Genomic DNA, 19,778 nt, shown 5'->3' on the forward strand with positions numbered 1-19,778 from the left:
TCAACCTCAAGCAAGGACTAAATGTCGGACGCAATCCCCTCCCGCCTGGGTCAAGCCCAGGCCAACGGCGACGCCTGGGCGCTGTTCAAGCAGAACTACACTGCTGAAACCATCACCAGCTTCGTCGAGAACTACAAGCTGGACGGCCGCGTGTCGGTGCGCAACATCGAGAGCGGCAAGTCCGCCTCGTTCCCGAACGTCGGCACCATCGGCTCCGAGTACCATGTGCCGGGCACCGAGATCAAGGGCCTGGTGGTCGAGCACAACGAGACCATCATCACCCTCGATCCGATGCTGATCTCGCACGCCTTCATCGCCAACATCGACGAAGCGATGAACCACTACGACGTGCGTTCCGAGTACACCCGTCAGCAGGGTGCGGAGCTGGCGCTCAAGCGCATGCAGAACGAGCTGCGCTGCGCGATCCTGGCCGCTCGTACCACCGAAGGCAAGGTCGAAGGCCAGCCGGGTGGTGCCATCATCAAGGCCGCCACGATGGCCTCCGATCCGACCGTGCTGGCCGATGCGTTCCGCAACGCCCGCATGCTGTTCGACGAGAAGCTGCTGCCGGACAACCCGCAGGAGTTCACTGGCGCACTGGCCCCGGCTCAGTGGTATCTGCTGACCGAGAACAAGGACTTGATCGACCGCGACATCAACGCGGAATCGAACGGCTCCTACGGACAGGCGGTCATTTCCTCGGTCGCCCGCATCCCGCTGGTGAAGATCAACGCGATGCCGCGTGTCGATGAGTCGTCCCTGGCCTCGATCCCGGCCAAGTACCGCGGCAACTTCGCGGACACCGTGGGCGTGATCTTCCACCGCTCGGCGGTCGGCACCCTCAAGCTGCTGGACCTGTCCCTGGAGGACGTGTACCAGGGCGAGAAGCAGGGCACCCTGATGCTGGCGAAGTACGCGCTGGGTCACGGCATCCTGGCTCCGCGCGGTGCCATCGAGCTGTCGAAGGCCCCGTAAGCAATACAGCGCCGTTGGGCAAATCCCGCGGCGCTTTCAATCTCTCTCCATCTACGGGGGACATCCACATGGGTGTCCCCCGTTTTTTTGCCCCGAATCCATGAACCTCGAACTCACTCCGACCACGGAACTCGAAGCCGTCAATGTGCTGCTCGGTGCTATCGGCGAAGCGCCGATCAGCGACCTCGAAGCGCTCGGCAACCTGTACGCCTCGCAGGCGCGCGACACCCTCCGCACGGTGAGCCGCGAGGTCCAGACCGCTGGCTGGTGGTTCAACACTAGCGAGTCGTTCACCTTCACGCTCAACGCGGAAGGCAAGGTGCTGCCGCCGCAGTCGATCCTCAAGCTCGTCCCCGCACGCGGAAGCGAGCCGCTGGTGATCCGAGGCACGCGCCTCATCAACCCGCTCACCCTCGCCGACACGTTCTCGTCGGCACCCACCGCCGACTTCGTGACCTGGTTCCTCGCCTACGAGGAGCTGCCCGAGTCCGCCCGCCGCTACATCGCCGTGCGCGCTGCGCGTCTGTTCCAGACGAGCGTGCTGGGTAGCGACCAGCTCTACGTGTTCACCGAGAAGCACGAGGAGGAGGCATACCTCATCTTCGCGCAGGAGCACGCCGACTTCACCTACGCCCGCGGCCACAACTTCCTCAGTGGCTCGACGGACGTGTCTGATATTTGGGACCGCTGATGCCGCTAATCACGGGGGACTATCCCTCGTTCCTGGGAGGCGAGTCGCAGCAGGACGATACCGTCCGCTCGCCGAACCAGCTCACCAAGGCGATCAACGCCTGGCTGCATGCCGCAATGGGCGCTGGCAAGCGCCCGCCCGCCGAGTTCGTTGCTGGCCTTGGCGTCACCCTCGATCACGACTGTGCCTTCCACTCCATCGTCCGCGATGAGAACGAGCGCTACATCGTCGCCGTGGGTCACCGCAGCATCCGCGTGTTCGACCACGAGACCGGCAAGGAATACACCGTCAACGCCACGGGCGACGCGCTCAACTACCTGGACACCCAGGGACAGCGTGCGTGGTCGTGCTTCGCGCTGGCGACGTTCTCCGACACCACCTTCATCGTCAACCGGCTGGTAGACGTGAAGCAGAGCGATGAGCTGTCGCCCGGTTCGCTGTACGGATCGGCGCAAACGATGTCCGACCTGCCGAAGCCCGGTGACAAAGGCTCGGCCGTTGTGCCGACCGGCGCGATCTACAACATCATCGGCTCGTCCGAATCGCAGTTCGACGACTACTACGTCCAGAAGCAGTCCTCCTCGGTCTACCTGGAGGTCGCCCGGCCGGGCATCAAGCACCGCTTCGATGCCAAGACGATGCCGCACATCCTCAAGCGCATCCCCGATCCGGTGCATGCGGACGGCTTTTGGTTCTCCTTCGGTGGACCGGAGTGGACCGCGCGCCTCGCAGGTGACGAGCAAAGCAACCCGTTCCCGTCCATCGACGGCCAGCGCATCCGCGAGGTGTTCAAGCACCGGGACCGCCTGGGCTTCCTGGCCGGGGAGAACGTGCTGATGTCCGAGGTCTCCGATCCGTTCAACCTCTGGCGCACTTCGGTGACCCAGGTGCTCGACGCCGACCCCATCGACGTGAGCGTCAGCGGGTCGAACGGCGTCACCACGCTCTATCACGCAGTCCCGTTCCAGTCGGCCCTGTTCCTTGCCGCTGCGGGCGGCCAGTTCCTACTGACCGCCGAGCCGTACCTGGCCGCCAAGAACGTCAAGAGCGATCCGGTCAACAGCTACAGCAGCTCGCCGTACATCCGGCCGAAGCTGATGGGCGAGTCGCTGTACTTCACCGAGGACAGCGGCGCATACGCAAGCGTGCGCGAATACTTCATCGACGACCTGTCGGTGACCGGTGACGCCGCCGACGTGACCGCGCATGTGCCCAAGCTGATGCCGGGCCGCATGCGAGCGATGGCGAGCGCAAGTGGTGCTGACTGCGTGTTCTTCGCTCCTGACGGGCCGACCGACGCGCAGCTCTACGTCTACTTCGTCCGCTGGATCGGCGACGAGAAGCAGCAGTCCGCATGGACGCGCTGGTCAATCTCCGGCGTCGGCCGCATCGTCCACATGCACGCCATCAACGACGTGCTGTACGCCGTCGCGGAAGCGCCGGGAGGCGGCTGCGAGCTGCTCAAGTTCCGTATGGTGCTCAACCAGCACGACGCGGATGCCACGGGCGACTACAACTTCCTGCTCGACCGCATGCTGGTGGTGCAGCCCACCTATCAGCAGTTCGGAAACGAGACCTGGATCGACCTGCCCTACATCGTGCCCGATGGCATGACGGTCACCGTCCTCAAGACGGACGACTGGCAAGACCCCGGCGCGTACCTGGATATCACCAAGGCGCGCTGGGACAACGCCCGCACCCGCCTCGCGCTCCCCGGTAACCACACCGAGGGCCGCGTGGTCGTCGGCATGGACTACGAGCACCGACTCACCCTGACCAAGCCCATCGTTCGCGGCGGGCAGAACCAGGCCGTGCTGGTGGGCCGCACGCAGGTGCGTGACATCGAGGTCGCCTACAAGGATGGTGCGTACTTCGAGCTGGAGGTCGAGCAGCACGGCAACGGCCGAGTCGAGACCTACGTGGCGTCGCATTCCGGTGCATACACCGCGCGCGTCCTCAACGACTCGGTGTTCCGCACCAGCGCCCCGACGTTCCACTCCGGCTCTCGCCGGTTCCCCGTGCTGGGCGACGCCAACAGCGTCCGCATGCACCTCGTCAACCGCCTGCCGTTCCAGTGCTGGTTCCAGTCAGCACAGTGGCGCGGCATGTTCGTCTCCCGCAGCCGAGTATGACCCTGACCTATCGAAGCCCCACCGCCAGCGACATCCTCCACGTCGCCGAGAACATGCGGCAGGAGGACATCCTGGAGGTGGCGGCTTCGCATGGTCACACCCCGCTCCAGGCGCTCGCATACGCAGTGACCGCGAGCGACCGCAGTTTCGCCGCAATGCACGACGGTTCCCCCGTGTGCATCTTCGGCTTCACCCAGCACGCCGAGGGTATCGCCTCGGTTTGGCTGCTGGGCACCGACGCCCTGGTGGCTCCCACGTTCCGCCGCACGTTCCTCCGAGAAGCTCGGCGGATCAGCGACGAGTGGGCGGCCACCTTCGGCACCATCTTCAACTTCGTCGATGTCCACGCCGTCACCACGCGGCGATGGCTCGGCTGGCTTGGCTTCCGCGAGAGCGGCGTCGAGTCCGCCTACGGCTTGGCCAAGACACCCTTCGTCCGAGTAACCAAGACCCCATGTGCAACCCCGTAGCAGTCCAGGTCGGTATCGCCGCAGTCAGCGCGATGGCGACCATGTACGGCCAGAATCAGAACAACAAGGCCATCGAGGAAGCCGCGGAGCGTCAGCAGGAGCAGATCAACGACCAGGCCGCCGAGCGCACCCAACAGCGCATGGAGGAGGCCCGCGCACTGCGATCCGCGATGCGCGCCTCCGCAGCAGAAGCGGCAGTGTCCGGCAACTCGGTCGAGCTGCTGGCGAACGACATCATGGCCCAGGCTGGCCGTGACGTGGCCCTCATCGAGAAGAACCGCAGGAACGGAGTCGTCGAAAGCGGCTCCGAAGCACGCGCACGTATCCGCACCGGCAATGCCGAGGCGCTGGGCGGCGTGATGCAGTCAGGCGCGAACGCCTACAGCAACATCCAAACCTACAAGCGCTATTCCATTCCCGGAGACGAGTAACCCGTGGCTCGCACGAAACCCCAAGAGATCATCCGCCGCGCGCAGGTGCCGCAGCGTCTCGCCGAGCGCCCCGTTCTGGCGGTGCAGGCTGACCAAGCGTCCTCCGCTGGTGCCGGTGCCCTCTCTCGCACCGCCGCTGCGGTGCTGACGCGCGTCTCGGCTTCCGTCAACTCGCAGATGATCTCCAACAGCCGCGAGCAGTACAGCGCCGCGGCGACCCAACGTATGCAGGAGGACGCTGAGGGTGTGCCCCGGCAGGCCGAGGACTTCGTTGCCCAGCAGTCGGAGTCATGGCGTCGCGGCTACCTCAAGGCAGACGGCATCATCCGCGTCCGCGACTGGCAGATCGAAGCGGCCAAAGAGATCGCCAAGGCCGAACCCGGCACCGACATCGAGCCGCTCATCAAGGAGCGGATGGCGGCGCTGACGCAGAACCCCGAGTTCCAAGACCCGCAGGTCCGCAAGGCCCTGATGCCGGTCGCCATGCGCGCCGCGCAGCAGGTCCGCCAGCAGTGGCAGGCCGACTCGATGCGGGAAATGCTGGTCCGGCAGAAGGAGTCGCTGACCGCGATCATCCGCGACGGCATCAAGGGCGGCACGTTCCTCACTTCCGAGGGCATGAACGGCCTGTACGCGATGCTGGACCAGGAGGAGTACGCCTACCTCAACAAGCGCGACGTGGACGAACTCTACGTCGAGGCCGCCAAGGAGGAGCTGGCTGCGGGCAACCGCGATCCTCAGTCGATCCTGGCGTTCCTGGAGCAGGACCGCGGCGACGGCCAGCCCGGCCTGATGAACACCGAGCACGGCGACGAGCTGCGCGCGGCGGCTGCCGCTGGTGCCCGCGTAATCGCACACCGCGAGGACGAGGCACGCAAGCAGGCGATGGCCGCGGCCGAGTGGACGCTCCAGGGCCTCGCGGATCGCGGCCAGCTCACGCATAAGACCATCGACACCTGGGCCAGCAAGTTCGGCCTGAGCGGCGGCGACCTCCAGTCCTTCAAGCGCTACTGGAACAACCAGCAGGAGCAGACGCTTCGCCGCTGGGAGCAGGAAGCGAAGGAGCGCGCCCGAGAGGAGCGCATCCGCAAGCTGGTAGCCGGGGGCAATCCCTACGAGATCAGCGACGCCGACCTCAAGAAGCAGGCAGGTAAGGAGTGGGAGGAAACCCCGCAGGCCGCACGCGGCCAGGTGCTCCAGAAGTGGGCACGGCAGGGCATCGTCATCCCCCAGCTCGAACGCATCCTCAAGCGCGCTGACCCGGCGTTCCAGGAGAACTTCCAGAACGCCGCGACGCTGTACGAACAGCTCCGCAAGGTCTCGCCCAAGTACGCCGATACGGTCGCTGGCGGCGAGGCTGCCGCAATGCTGGACCAGTATCTCTACGACACCCGGCGCAGCGGTCAGTCGCACCAGGAGGCCGCTCGCGTCCTGACGCAACCGAAGCGCGAAGTCGAGGAGGCCCGCTCGGTCATCAACGACACCTGGAAGTCTGGCATCAAGGACTACCTGGAGATCGACGGCAAGCCGCGCGACCCGCGTGAGCTGCACCGCATCCGCCAGGAAGCCGAGCGCATCGCCTCTCGTGGCGGCGTGTCCGGCGAAGCCGCCATCCGTGCGGCGGTCGGTCAGATCGACGCCCAGCGCACGACCGTCAACGGCCGCCGCGTGCCAAACATCGGCATGCCGCAGGGTGCCGAGCCAGCGGTAGACGAGCTGATCCAGACGGTCGCGCGCAAGCTCGGCCGCGACCCGGATGAGCTGTCGGCCCTGCCCAATCCCCGCAATCCGGGGCAGTGGCAGATCGTCGGCCCCGACAACTGGCTGATCCCTGACCCGGACACCGGCCGCGCCATCGGTTTCGACCCGCGTGCCATCGCGGCACAGCACCAGCGCTGGAAGGGAGACCTTGCGGAATCCCAGGCGCGTCGTCGAGTCGAGCAGCGCACCACCTGGGCGGACCAGTCCCGGAACATCCGCGACCTGCGCTCGCAGTCGGCGACCACGGAAATCCCCGTGACCATCGCCAAGCGCGACGCCAGCGCCGCCGAGGCTCCCGCCTTTGAGCTGCCCAAGTTCGACCTCACCAAGCCGCTGGTCCCCAACGCGGGCACCAAGCAAACCACCACCACCCCGGCAGTCCCCGAGGACTTCCTGGAGTACCTGACGAGGAAGTAAGACCGCATGTTTGAATCCCTACCCGGCGCAGACGAGAACATCGTCAAGCCGGCAACCCAGCAGCCCATCGTGCAAGCCGTGCGCGAGCGCAAGGAGCAGCGAGAGGCCGCGCAGCGCCGGAAGGATCAGACGACCGTATGGGACGGATGGGGCGCTGCCCAGGCAAAGGGCGGCATCGGCTTCATCGACCGCTTCATCACCGAGCTGGGCTACGAGCCGCAGCAGGGCTATCGCATTCCCGCAGACGCGCGCAAGCGCTGGGAGTCGATGGGCCTGCGCCCGGAGCAGTGGGAGCTGTTCGGTCGGGCCACGTCCGACGAGCACCTCTCCTATCTGGAATCCGTGGCCTTCATGAATCAGATGGCGGACGACGACCTGGCGCAGTTTGGCCTGGGCGGACAGATCGCCCTCGGCTTCACCGACCCGGTGGCAACCGGCCTCGATCTCGCCACGGGCGGCCTAGGGTACGCAGCCAAGGCCGGACGCCTCGCTAACGCGGTGCGCTCCGGTCTACAGGCGGCGGGCACCTCCGCACTGATGTCGGCCGCAACCTCCACCTACGACCCCGAGCAGACGCTCGCGGATGGCGTGCAGAGCGCCGCGCTGTCCTTCGCCTTCGCTGGTGCCCTGGGCGCTCGTCGAGGCGCGTTCTATGACGGCGAGGTAAACCCTGACGTGGTGAAGCGGCTGGCCGGTGACGACTCACTGTCCGCCGCCCGCGTGGCAGGCACCGCCGCCAACGATCCCACGCCAGGCGTCCTCCCGCTGCGCAACGAGAGCGCATTCGAGCAGGAGTTCACCGACAAGGCGCTGGTCAACGCGCACATCACGCCCCACTTCGCCACCGTCCGCCGCGACCTTGCTGCCCGCATGGGTAGCGCCAAGTCGCCGCTGGTGCGCGAGGCGGGCCGCCTGCTATTCCGCGATGGCGTCGGCTACACCGATCGCTCCGTCGCGGTCCAGGAGTCCACCAGCGAGTTCGCCAAGCGCCACCTGGCCGTCATGGAGACGGAATGGCGGAGCGGAGTGAACGCGGCGTGGGACGCCTACAAGCAACGGACGGGCACGCATTGGTGGAACTTCTCCGAGCGCGCCAAGTTCAACGAGGAGGTTGGCCGTGCCGTGCGCGGCGCGCCGGACGTGTCACCGGAAGCCGCCAAGGCTGCCGGAAGCGTCGCCAAGGCGATGCGGGATGCGCTCAAGCTGGCGCAGGACAGCAACCTCGACGGCTTCGCCAACGTGGCGCAGAACGGCAACTACCTGCCGCGCTACTGGAGCGGCAAGGGCTTCAAGCGCCTGTTCGGCGAAATGCAGCTCCACCAGGACGACGTGATCGACCAGCTCATCAAGCCCGCCATGCGACGCGCACGGGAGGCCGCCGCCGACGAAGGCGACGAGATCGACGACGAGCTGCTCGATGCGGTTGCACGCTCCTACCTCAAGCGCGCTCAGGCGAACTTCGAGGGCGACGGGATGGACCTGCTGGTCCGCCCGCTGGACAGCGATTCGGTCGAGGAGATCGGCAACATGCTGACCGAGGCGGGCGTCTCGCCCGTGCGGTCGCAAGAGCTGCTGTCCAAGCTGGAGCGCAAGACCTACGAGTCGGGCAAGCTCGACCGCGCGAAGAAGCGCATCGACCTCGACGAGACCTACTCCACCACCATCCGCAACGAGGCTGGCGAGGACGTGCAGGTCTCGATGGCCGACCTGTTCGACAACGACGTGGACTCGGTGATGACCCGCTACATGCGTGAGATCACCGGCTGGTCGGCGCTGTCGTCGAAAGCTGGCATCAAGAACCGAGCACAGCTGGACCGCTTCGTGTCGAAGCTCAAGAGCGACGCCCGCAAGTCCGGCGACGACGTGAAGGACATCGAGCGCCTCATCGACATCGGCCTCAAGTCCACCTTCGGCCGCAGCACCGAACTTGATCCCGCCAGCCGTGGCGCACGCTACGCGCGGTTCCTGCGCAACTGGAACTTCGCCCGCGTGATGAACCAGGTCGGCTTCTCGCTGTTCGCCGAGCTTGGCCCGACCATCGCGCATGCCGGTCTCCGCAACTTCTGGAAGTCCGTGGGTGCCGCCCGCGACTTCCTGGTGCGCGGCGCTGACGGCAAGCTGTCCTCGCAGGAGGCGCGCGTGATGGAGCGGCTGTTCGCACCCGGCACCGACTGGCTGCGCAACCCGCCGTTCCTGCGCCTGGACGAGGACGCGCTCGTGCCGCAGACGTTCAACGTCAAGCACGGCGAGAAGATCGACAACGCGATGAACATGGCGACGCACGTCACCTCGGTCGCATCCGGCATGGCCCCGATCAACACGATGCTCCAACGCATCGCCGGTCGCGCCACGCTGCTGCGGCTGCTGGACATGGCGAACGCCAAGAAGCTGTCGGACGCCGAAGTGGCCCGCCTGCGCACCTGGGGTCTCGACGAGAAGGCCCAGGCCGACGTGTTCGGCTACCTGAAAGGCAAGCGGCAGATCGAGCAGATCGACCCCGACAAGCTGCCGTTCCAGACGCGCGAGCGCATGGCGGCTTTCCTGTTCCGCGTGACGCGACACCAGGTTCTCGAAGGTGACGCCTCGGACAGCATCGAGCTGATGCACTCCACCACCGGCCGCATCGTCACGCAGTTCCGCAGCTTCATGGTCAACAGCTACACCCGCCACTTCCTGAACTCGGTCCACCACTACGACGACTGGCGCACCTACGCGATGGTCGTGCTGTCCACCTCGGCAGCAGGCATGGGCTGGGCGGCTCGCACGTACATCAACACTGCGGGCAACCCCGAACAGCGAAAGAAGCAGCTGACACAGGAGAACTTCTACAAGAACGCTGTCGCGCAATCGAGCTGGTCGAACGTGATCCCCGCCGTCACCGACGCAGTGTGGGCGGACGCCTTGGGCAACGACCCGGTGTTCGCCAACAACCGCTCGACCGGCCTGGAGAACGGCGTGATGGGCATCCCGTCCATCGACCTGTTCAACAAGGTCTACGGCAGCACGCGGATGATCGGCTCGGCCATCCGCGACGACGAGGAGATCACCGAGAAGCAGATGCGAGACTTCTGGAAGATTTGGTGGTTCAACAACATGACGGGCGTCCGCAACATCGCGGATCAAGCCCTACAGCAGTTCCCAGACCGCAAGGACGGGACTGATCGACCGTAACCAGGAGGCCCTTCGGGGCCTCCACCTTTTTGAGAACGCATGATCGAACTATCGCGCGGCCTTTCCTTCGTGCTCTACACCTACGAGGGAGGCCCTACGCGGTTCACCGTGCCGTTCCCGTACATCGCCCGCGAACACATCCGGGCGTTCGTCGGTGAACCGGACGCGGCCCGCGCTGTCTCCGTGTCGTGGGTGGACGCCAGCACCATCGAGATTCCGTCGCAGGATGGCGTGCTCGACGCACCCTACACTGTGACCATCCGGCGATTCACGCCGATTGACGCCCTCCTGGTCAACTACAAGGAAGGCGCAAACCTCCCGGCGCGCGACTTGTCCAAGTCGTTCCGCCAACTGCTGTACGCACACCAAGAACTCGCCGAGTTCGGTGGCGGTAGCGGCCTCCCCGGTGGCACCCCCGGCAACGGCGGTGGCTCCTCGGACCTCAACGCAATCATCGAGCAGCTCCTCCGCTCTCCCGCACTCCAGGACCTCCTGACGCGCATCGAGCTGATCGACATGAACGCCGAGGCGATCCTGGAGGAGATCATGCGCTCGCACGAGTTCTTCGACGTGCAGCGCGACTACGGCGACAAGATCAGCACGGCAACCCACGAGATCGGGCTGCTGACCGAGGGCAACCGCGTCATCGCCCAGCAGATCATCGACCTGTTCGCGCGTGTCGATACCAGCGAGCGGAGCAACCAGGCTCAGTTCCTGAAGGTCAACCGGGCCATCGCAGACGAGACCTCGGCGCGTGTCGAGGCGCTGACCGGGCTGCAAGCTCAGATCGTCCAGAACGGCGAGGTCGTGTCCGCAGCGCTCAACCAGCGGATCGACGAGGTGGAATCCACCACCGAGGAAGCCCGCGCGGCCACCGAGCAACGCCTCGGCGCACAGATCGACGACAGCGTGGCGCAAATGCGCGACGCCGTGATGGTCGAGGTGGACGCCACGAAGGCGCGCGTCTCCGACGTGGAGACCGCAGTGGTCCAGCACGGCGAGAACATCGCTGGCCTGGCGCAGACCACGGAAGCCCTGACGACCGCCGAGGGTGCCAACACGGCATTCCGGCAGCAGATGGCGGCCAGCTACGGGGCGAACGTCCCGCAGGGCATCGCCAACGAGATCGACGGCCAGATGGCCGCCGTGTCGGCTGCTTTCGAGCAGCGCATCGACACTGAGGCGTCCGCGCGCGAGGCCCTGGCAACCCAGGTGTCCACGCTCCGGACGACCACCGCGCCGACGATCTTCTCCGAGACGCAGCCCACGGCTCCCGCTGGCGGCTTCAAGGTCCCGACGTTCTGGATCAAGACCGGTCAGACCGGCGCGTACCTGACCCACGTTTGGGACGGCACGAGCTGGCGCAAGGCCGACATCGACGCCACGTCACCGACCGGTGCGCTGGTGCAGCAGCTCCAGTCCACCAAGATCACCGCAGAGCAGGCACAGTCCATCGCAAGCACCCAGGTGCAGGCGTTCAAGGACGGCGCATTCGCCACGCTCCAGCAGAACTTCTCCGTCGTCGCAGGCGAACACGCTGGCATGTACGGGCAGTGGCAGGCGAACTACTCGGTCAAGATCAACGCAGGCACTGTCAACGGCGTCCCTGTCGTAGCAGGTATTGCCCTGTCAGCGAATCCTGCGACGGGCAGCGACTTCATCGTCACGGCCGACCGTTTCGCCTTCGTCCACCCGCAGTACACTCAGGGCGGCAACCTGGCGAGCGTGAAGTACCCGTTCGTGATTGGCAGCGTGGGCGGCCAGTCCACCGTAGGCATCCAAGGCGCCCTCGTCGTGGATGGAACCATCACTGCGGACAAGCTCAGAGTGAACAGCCTGTCGGCACTCACCGCGAACGCTGGCACGATTAACGGCGGCACCTTCAAGACCCACTCGCTCGACGGAAACGGCAACGTCATTAACGCGGCTGAGTTCCGGGTCGAAATCTCCAACCTGGGCGACTGGCCCCTCTGGATCGGCTCCGGCGTGAAGACCGCCAACAATGCTGTCTTCTATGTGGATCGAGGCGGTGGTGCATTCTTCCGGGGCAAGGTCAACGCGCCCAATGTCGTCGGTCAGTTCCAGGCCGCCGCAGCAATCACTTGGTCTGGTGCAGTCAACCTCGGTGGCCCGCGCGAGGAAGTCGAGGTGATGCGCTTCTGGCTTCCTGCGCCGCTGCTTGCCGGGGAGCAGCACATCCCGGCAATCAACCTCAGTATCGTCCACGACCAAGCCTACTGCCCTGTGTACGTACTTCAGCAGCGTGTCGGCTCCGTCTGGCTCGACGTCACCCGCGCGGGCATGGACGGCATCTACTCGTCCGGATCGACCGCGATCCCTATGGGCCGCTACGGGCAGATCAGCGGCGCCGGTTATCAGACCGGCTCCGAGTCCGAGTTTCGCCTTCTGATTGTTCAAGACCTCGACAGCCTGCGTAAGAACGGAATCGTCCGCTCGGTTCGCGGCTACGTATTCGGCATTCGCTAACCAACATAGAGAATCCTCAAACGCATGAGCAACAATCCCGGTTACGTCTCCAACTCGGAACTGGCCTCTCGCCTGTCGAAAGTAGTTGACCGCTGGAATACCCGCGAGAATCAGATGATCTCGCTGCTGACGCAGGACGAAGGCACTGTCGTTGTCACGGACGGCCTCGGCGTCAACCACACGCTACCGTCGTTCCCGCAGCTCCAGAAGGACGTGACGGCAATGACCGACGAGCTGACCGGCTCGGTCGTGCAGGTACGCGACCTGCTGTCCGTGGCAACCGGCATGGCGAACGCAGCGGCCGAGTCTGCCAGTGAAGCCCTGGGCTTCTCCGACGCCGCCGAGGCGTCCGCCGTGCGGGCTGCGGAATCTGCTGCCAGCATCGAGGACGACGTTATCGCCTCGGCCGAAGCGGCGGCTACCGCTGTCGCAAAGGCTGGCGAAGCAAGCGCATCGGCGTCTGCGGCGGCAACCAAGGCAGCCGAGGCCGGTGCTTCGGCCGTTGATGCCGCAGCATCCTCGCAGGCAGCGTCGGCCTCTGCTGCCTCGGCCAGTGACTCGATGTCGCAGGCTCGGGCGGCGGCGAACGCTGCTGACGCTTCGCGCGCCGCTTCGGCGGCCGTGCTGGTGGAAATGACGGACCTGGCAGACCTGGTGGAGGCAGACGCGCAGTCGGCCGCCGCCTCCAAGACCGCCGCAGCTGGCAGCGCAACCGCTGCTGCCGCCTCGGTGACCAGCGCAACCTCCCAGGCCAACCGGGCGGAAGCCCAGGCGTCCATCGCCACCACCAAGGCCAGCGAAGCGGCTGGTTCGGCGGTAACCGCGGCCGGCCATGCCTCCGCAGCGTCCGGCTCGGCGTCGGCCGCCTCCACCTCAGCGCAGACCGCATCGTCGGCCAAGACCGCTGCCGAGGCTGCCCGCGACAAGGCGAACCTGTACGCGAACGCTCCCCAGGGCACCGAGGTTTCGCCGGGCGAGTTCTCGGCGAAGCATTGGGCCGCCCAGGCTCAGGCTGCGGCTACCGGCTCCCTGATCTACATGGGGTCGTGGGACGCGAGCACCGGGGCATTCCCGGCGAACCCCGTGAAGGGTCACTTCTACAAGGTCGTCGGCGAAGGCACCGTGGGGGACATCCACTGGCGAGTCGGCGACCAGGCGCTCTACGGCGCTACCTGGGAGAAGATCGACAACACCGATCAGGTAACCAGCGTCGCCGGGAAGCAGGGCGACGTGACCCTCGTGGCTGGCGACATCGGCGGGCTGGGCGCGCTGGCGACCCGCAACGACGTGGACTTCAACACCCACGTCACCGGCAAGCCGACGACCTACCCGCCGAGCACCCACACGCACACCAAGGCGCAGGTCGGCCTCGACAAGGTGGACAACACCGCCGACCTCAACAAGCCGATCAGCACCGCGACGCAGGCGGCGCTCGACGGCAAGGCGGCGGCGTCGCACACGCACTCCATCGCCAACGTGACCGGCCTCCAGGCTGCGCTCGACGGTAAGGCCGCGGCGTCGCACTCGCACACCATCGCCAACGTCACGGGCCTGCAAGCGGCGCTGGACGCGAAGGCGAACCTGTCCGGGGCGAACTTCACTGGACCTGTCGGCGTTGGTTCTGCGGGGGACGGCAACGACCTACTCACGTTCAACAGCGAACGCTCGTGGTCGTTTAAGCAGGTGGGCACGGCCGCTGAGACCGTTCTCCAGCTGTATGACAACACTGGTGCCAAGAGGTTCCAGATCGCAGCGGCGCAGACCAACAACGTGATCGAGATCGATCCGGCCAAGGCCGCGATCAAGATCAACGGCAACGCTGTTTGGCACTCGGGCACCTTCAACCCCGCCAGCAAGGCAGACGTGAGCCACACGCACACCATTGCCAACGTCACGGGCCTCCAAGCTGCGCTCGACGGCAAGGCGAGCCTGGGCGGCGCAACCTTCACCGGACAGGTCACTCTGACCTACTCCGCGCCTCTGCGGTTGACCGGCATGGGTGCAGCGGGAACCGTGTACATCCACGGAACGAACGGCGCTGGCGATGACGTCTGCTCGATCACCCGCGTGAACACGAACAGCTGGTACAACCTGTACTGGAACGGCGCTGCGAATATCGCGGGCCGCCTGACGGCTGGCGATCAGATTTACCTCAACGCGGGCTGGTTCCGCTCGCAGCAATCCGGCACCGGCTGGTACTCGGAGCCGCATGGCGGCGGCTGGTTCATGCAAGACAATTCGTACATCCGCAGCTACGGCAGCAAGCGCGTGTTGATCTCGTCGGGCGGCGGTGCGGACGGCGACCTCCGCCTGGAAAGCGCCTCCCCGACCATTACCTTCTACGACACCGATCTCGGAACGACTCACTGGCTCCACTGTAACGACAACAACCTAGGCTTCCTCGCGTCTAACAGTTTCGCCTGGGCCTGCTTCCGCAACAATAACAACGACTGGCAGTGTCAGAGCAACAGCATTTCCTACGCTTCGGACGCCCGTCTCAAGGAGAACATCGCGCCCATCGCGCGAACTGCGGTGGACGACTTCTTCTCGAAGTTCCGAGTGCGGGAGTTCGATTGGAACGACGAACGGATCAAGGAGCTGAACCCCGGCTTCACCTACTCGGCCAAGCACGAGTACGGCGCAATCGCGCAGGAAGTCGAGGAGGTTCTGCCGTATATGGTCTACGAGTCCGAGCATAACGGGATCAAGACGATCCTGTGGGACAAGGCCGTGCCGTTCCTGATTGCCGAGGTGCAGGCGCTCCGTAAGGAAGTCGCAGAGCTGCGGGGAGGTGCCTGATGGCCCTCCCTGGCTCCGGTGCGATCTCCTGGGAAATGATCCGTGCCGAGTTCGGCGGCGGGTATCCGATCTACGCGCACCAGTATTACCGGGCCGCTGGATTGGTGCCCGACGTTCCTGCCAACTACGGCGTACCCACGAGCGGCCCGCTCTACGCCTCGCAGTTCTACAACGCGGTCAAGGCGACGCCGTTCCAAGCGTCGTTGTCGCCGAGCTGGCTGATGGGGAGCTGGCCGCAGAACACCAGCGGCACGATCAGCAGATCGTTCACCGTTAGCTGTTCGGGCGGCACCGGCAACTACTCGGTGATCTCTCGCACGGTGGACGGTGGCGCTTCGATCTCCGGCAGCGGCCTCGGCGGAACCGTGACCGCATCTGGCCGCAACACTAGCCGCATGGGCACTTTCACCGTAGTCGTCACCGATGGCGTAACGCAGATCACTTTGAGCGGCAGCTACGAGTACAGCTTCGGCGTTCCGATCTAACGCCCTTACCACCTACAAGAGACCTAATGCACGATGAAGTGAAGCTGGTCGGCGCTCTCGCGGGCGTCGGCCTCATCGTGGGCATCGCAAAGATGCTCACGTCGAACGACCCGATCACCTGGAAGCAGGCGCTCGGCCGCGCAATCCTCTCCGGCGCTACCGGCCTTGCCGCTGGTGCCATCGTCATTTTCATCCCCGGCGTCTCCTTCGTCGCCCAGGTCGCGCTCGCGTGCATCCTGGCGTCGCTCGGCACGTCCGCGCTGGAGACCGTACTGAACCGCGTCGTCAACAAGTGACCGCCCCCAAGGATGCCCTGGAGCGACTGCACGCCGCAGTCGCGGACAAGCTCGCTGACACCATCGACTCGATGGAGTCGGACGCGAAGGGCCTGGCCTCGATCCTCAACGTGGCCCGGCAGTTTCTCAAGGACAACGGCATCGACGTTGCGGCCACGCCGCCCGGCTCACCGCTGGGCAAGCTGGCCGACAAGGTGTCCGAGTTCCCGTTCGATCCCGCTGAGGATGGGCGGCTGAACTGATGGAGGGCATGACGAGCCTCCACGTTCGCCACCCTTTCGAGGACTTCCGCAACTTCGCCTGGTACGTCTGGAAGGAGCTGGGGCTACCAAGCCCCACTCCGATCCAGTACGACATCTGCGAGTTCCTGAAAACCGGCCCGCGCCGTCGCGTCATCATGGCGTACCGCGGCGTCGGCAAGTCCTGGGTGACGGCCGCCTACGTCTGCTGGCTCCTGTGGAAAGACCCCCAGCACAAGATCATGGTGGTATCGGCATCGAAGGAACGCGCCGATGCGTTCTCGGTGTTCGTCAAGCGCCTGATCGAAACCCTGCCCGAACTGCAACACCTCCGTCCGCGCCCCGACCAGCGCAACTCGAACCTTGCGTTCGACGTTGGTCCCGCGCAGCCGGATCAGTCGCCCTCGGTGAAGTCGGTCGGTATCAACGGCCAGCTCACCGGCTCCCGCGCTGACACCATCATCGCGGACGACATCGAAGTCCCAAAGAACTCCATGACCGTCGTGCAGCGCGAGAAGCTGGCCGAGCTGGTCAAGGAGTTCGACGCGGTGCTCAAGCCGGGCGGCGAGATCATCTACCTCGGCACTCCGCAGACCGAGGAGTCGCTCTACAACAAGCTCCCCGAGCGCGGCTACGTCATCCGCATCTGGCCCGCGCGCTACCCGAAGGACACCAAGCACCGCCAGGTGTACGGCGACCGGCTCGCCCCGATGATCGCCGATGCGTTCGATGCGAACCCCAAGCTCGCCTGGAAGAACTGCGAGTCCGTCCGGTTCTCCGACGAGGACTTGATGGAGCGCGAGGCGTCCTATGGACGCTCCGGCTTCATGCTCCAGTTCATGCTCGATGCGTCGCTGTCCGACGCCGAGAAGTACCCGCTCAAGCTGTCCGACCTGATCGTGATGGACGTGGACCGAGAGGTCGCTCCGATCCGCGTGGTCTACAGCAGCGGCCCGGAGTACATCGTCAGTGACATCGCGTCCGTGGGCTTCACGGGCGACCGCCTGTACCGGCCCATGTACCTCGCCTCGGAAATGGAGGAGTTCACCGGCAAGGTGCTCGCCATCGACCCCTCGGGCCGAGGCGGCGACGAAACCGGCTACGCGGTCGTCGGCATGCTTCGCGGCATGCTCTACGCGCGCCGTGCTGGTGCGACCAAGGGCGGCTACGACGACGACACGCTAGAGACCCTGGCGCACATCGCGCGCGCCGAGAAGGTCTCCGCAGTCCTCATTGAGGCCAACTTCGGTGACGGCATGTTCGCCAAGATGCTCTCCGGCGTCCTGGCGCGCGTGTACCCGTGCTCCATCGAGGAGGTGAAGCACTACGGCACCTCGAAGGAGAACCGAATCATCGACGTGCTGGAGCCGGTGCTGAACCAGCATCGCCTGGTGGTCGATGCCTCGATCATCCGCGCCGATCAGAAGTCCGAACAGAAGTACCAGCTGTTCTACCAGCTGACGCGCATCACGCGCGACCGCGGCGCACTGCGCCACGACGACCGCCTCGAAGCGCTGGCGATGGCCGTGAAGTATTGGGCCGACCAGCTCTCCCGAGACGTGTCCAAGGAGGAGCAGCGCTACCTGGAGGAGCTGCTCGACCGCGAGTACGCCTCCTTCATCCAGTCCGTAACCGGCCGCATGCCGTCACCCGACAACTACCTCGACATCCTGTAGGAGACCCAATGTCCAACACGCTCGCTGCGTGGCTGATGGCGCTCGCCGCCGCTGCCCTGCTGTACCTGTTCCTGCGCCGCAAGAACGACGACGACAACGACGGCCCGAGCGCGCCCGCGCCGGTAACGCCGTGCGACTGCAACCACGCTCCCTGCTGCCACACCCAGGGCGGCCAGTCGAACCCCTACGCCCCGGTGTGAGCCAGGCTGTCCAGCTCGCGCGCCCTCTGACGATGAAGTCGGAGGGTCTGCGCCTGGTGGCCTACCTGTGCCCCGCAGACAAGTGGACCATCGGCTACGGCCACACCGGCAGTGACGTGAAGCCCGGCCTCCGCATCACCGAGGAACGCGCTGTGGAGCTGCTGGAGGCTGACCTCTGCAAGGCCGCTACGGTCGTCCGTCGATACGTGCGCGTGCCCCTCAGCGCGCCGCAGGAGGCCGCTCTGATCGACTTCGTGTTCAACCTTGGCGAGGGCAACTTCGCCAGCTCCACTCTGCTCCGCGTGCTCAACGCGGGCGACTACGCGGCGGTGCCCGCACAGCTCCGCCGATGGACCAAGGGTCGCGTCAAGGGCGCCCTCAAGGACCTGCAAGGACTCATCGACCGCCGCGAGGCGGAGGTCATTCTTTGGCGCTCGGTGGCTCCCTAGTACACCCTGACTGAAGGTTCAAGCGCCCGTCAAGAACACGGGACGGCGCGGCACGAAGTTGAGGTAAACTTAGCCTTTTGCGGCTAAGAAGATGGACGATAGACTTTGCCCCTTATGCAGCAAATTCGTGACTACGACCCCGCAGGGAAGCGGGGTCATGGTTAACTGCGAATCTTGCTCCTCTTATTACTTGCACTTTCTTGCTGACGAGCAGCTGAAGCTCGCAAATCCTGCTTATCGCGCCCTTGTTCGAGGTCGCACCAGGCGCCATTGGAACGAAACCCAGCGTCCTCTTTTCGTAACACCCGAGCTTTTAGATGCAGTGACAGGCCCGGAACTGACGACAGTCCTGCAGAAGCAGAATGCGCTTCTGATGGATCTAGCGGCGCACTCCAGGCATCCTGGAGACCCAGTCGCGTATGCAGCTGCTGACTTTGTGATTTGCGATGCATCGAATGCTTCTGAGCTACAGTTCCATCTTGCCTGCTTAAAACAGCGCGGCCTCCTCAACGACACTGGCGCAAACGTGATCTCAGCCCAAGGGTGGGAGCATCTGGAGCAGTCTCGAAACCCCAAAAGCGGTAATCGCTCCGATTTTTTTGTCGCAATGGCGTTCCGCCCCCATTTAGTTACCGCATGGGAAGAGGGAATAAAGCCGGGGGCCGCCGCAGCAGGGTATGTCGCGAAAAGAGTTGATAGCGACCATTACATTGACAAAATCGATGACCGGATCATGGCGGGCATACGCTCCAGTTTTGGCGTAATCGTCGACGTAACGACACAGAACGCAGGTGCGTACTTTGAGGCCGGATTCGCCCTCGGCCTTGGCAGGCCCGTAGTCTGGACAGTGCACAGCGATGATATTGCCAAAGTCCATCTAGACACCAGGCAGTTCAACCATATCGTCTGGACCGATGCCAACGACCTCAAGACACAACTTCAGACCAGATTGATTGCGGTCTTCGGGTATGGGCCGACTGCGCTGGAGTAGAGTCAGTAATCGGGGGTTGTCGGTGTGCGCACTCACAGTCAGTGCGTCGGCGCCCCCTCTTGACAGGTGTGCTACCCTATATATCTATAGTTCTTCTATAGGTTCTAC

At 65.0% G+C, this 19,778-nt stretch carries 16 protein-coding genes; all 16 read left to right on the forward strand.

The window, feature by feature from the left end; translation table 11 throughout:
• Window positions 1-21 precede the first annotated feature (21 nt).
• The 16 genes from AC5P6A_RS02775 (at window position 22) to AC5P6A_RS02850 (ending at window position 19,670) form a co-directional block, all read left to right on the forward strand.
• On the forward strand, window positions 22-975 hold the full coding sequence (locus AC5P6A_RS02775) for a major capsid protein (RefSeq protein ID WP_049397857.1): 954 nt from the start codon (window positions 22-24) through the stop codon (window positions 973-975).
• A gap of 100 nt (window positions 976-1,075) precedes the next feature.
• Window positions 1,076-1,666: a phage tail tubular protein A gene (locus tag AC5P6A_RS02780; protein WP_495222217.1), complete on the forward strand. Its 591-nt coding sequence runs from the start codon at window positions 1,076-1,078 to the stop codon at window positions 1,664-1,666.
• Window positions 1,654-3,798: a phage nozzle protein gene (locus tag AC5P6A_RS02785; RefSeq protein WP_495222218.1), complete on the forward strand. Its 2,145-nt coding sequence runs from the start codon at window positions 1,654-1,656 to the stop codon at window positions 3,796-3,798. The genes AC5P6A_RS02780 and AC5P6A_RS02785 overlap by 13 nt, the downstream gene beginning before the upstream one ends.
• Window positions 3,795-4,268: a hypothetical protein gene (locus tag AC5P6A_RS02790; protein WP_495222219.1), complete on the forward strand. Its 474-nt coding sequence runs from the start codon at window positions 3,795-3,797 to the stop codon at window positions 4,266-4,268. Before AC5P6A_RS02785 ends, AC5P6A_RS02790 begins: the two co-directional genes overlap by 4 nt.
• A 32-nt stretch (window positions 4,269-4,300) precedes the next feature.
• Window positions 4,301-4,699 (forward strand): virion core protein, T7 gp14 family, encoded by a 399-nt coding sequence (locus AC5P6A_RS02795; protein ID WP_049397861.1) that lies wholly within the window; start codon window positions 4,301-4,303, stop codon window positions 4,697-4,699.
• Window positions 4,700-4,702: 3 nt separating this feature from the next.
• The gene (locus AC5P6A_RS02800) at window positions 4,703-6,877 is read left to right on the forward strand and encodes a hypothetical protein (RefSeq protein WP_495222220.1); all 2,175 of its coding nucleotides are present in this window, start codon (window positions 4,703-4,705) and stop codon (window positions 6,875-6,877) included.
• A gap of 6 nt (window positions 6,878-6,883) precedes the next feature.
• On the forward strand, window positions 6,884-10,048 hold the full coding sequence (locus AC5P6A_RS02805; protein ID WP_495222221.1) for a hypothetical protein: 3,165 nt from the start codon (window positions 6,884-6,886) through the stop codon (window positions 10,046-10,048).
• A 39-nt stretch (window positions 10,049-10,087) separates the two neighbouring features.
• Window positions 10,088-12,535: a phage tail fiber domain-containing protein gene (locus tag AC5P6A_RS02810; RefSeq protein ID WP_495222222.1), complete on the forward strand. Its 2,448-nt coding sequence runs from the start codon at window positions 10,088-10,090 to the stop codon at window positions 12,533-12,535.
• A 24-nt stretch (window positions 12,536-12,559) separates the two neighbouring features.
• Window positions 12,560-15,334 (forward strand): tail fiber domain-containing protein, encoded by a 2,775-nt coding sequence (locus tag AC5P6A_RS02815; protein ID WP_495222223.1) that lies wholly within the window; start codon window positions 12,560-12,562, stop codon window positions 15,332-15,334.
• A complete protein-coding gene (locus tag AC5P6A_RS02820; protein WP_495222224.1) occupies window positions 15,334-15,819 on the forward strand; it encodes a hypothetical protein in 486 nt (161 codons plus the stop codon). The genes AC5P6A_RS02815 and AC5P6A_RS02820 overlap by 1 nt, the downstream gene beginning before the upstream one ends.
• 26 nt (window positions 15,820-15,845) lie before the next feature.
• Complete coding sequence (locus AC5P6A_RS02825; RefSeq protein WP_005412393.1) at window positions 15,846-16,115, forward strand: phage holin family protein; 270 nt, start codon at window positions 15,846-15,848, stop codon at window positions 16,113-16,115.
• Window positions 16,112-16,357, forward strand: coding sequence for a DNA packaging protein (locus tag AC5P6A_RS02830; protein ID WP_032961803.1), 246 nt, complete (start codon window positions 16,112-16,114; stop codon window positions 16,355-16,357). Before AC5P6A_RS02825 ends, AC5P6A_RS02830 begins: the two co-directional genes overlap by 4 nt.
• Before the next feature lie 8 nt (window positions 16,358-16,365).
• Entirely contained in the window at window positions 16,366-18,030 is a 1,665-nt protein-coding gene (gene terL, locus AC5P6A_RS02835) for a phage terminase large subunit (RefSeq protein ID WP_495222225.1), read from the forward strand.
• An 8-nt stretch (window positions 18,031-18,038) separates the two neighbouring features.
• Complete coding sequence (locus AC5P6A_RS02840; protein WP_049434054.1) at window positions 18,039-18,230, forward strand: LPXTG cell wall anchor domain-containing protein; 192 nt, start codon at window positions 18,039-18,041, stop codon at window positions 18,228-18,230.
• Window positions 18,227-18,679 carry a lysozyme gene (locus AC5P6A_RS02845; RefSeq protein WP_495222226.1) on the forward strand — a complete coding sequence of 151 codons (453 nt, stop codon included), beginning with the start codon at window positions 18,227-18,229 and terminating at the stop codon, window positions 18,677-18,679. Before AC5P6A_RS02840 ends, AC5P6A_RS02845 begins: the two co-directional genes overlap by 4 nt.
• 157 nt (window positions 18,680-18,836) lie before the next feature.
• Entirely contained in the window at window positions 18,837-19,670 is an 834-nt protein-coding gene (locus AC5P6A_RS02850; RefSeq protein ID WP_495222227.1) for a hypothetical protein, read from the forward strand.
• The last annotated feature ends 108 nt before the right edge of the window (window positions 19,671-19,778 follow it).

It is taken from the genome of Stenotrophomonas sp. YJH_SMC_20 (genome assembly GCF_059367845.1).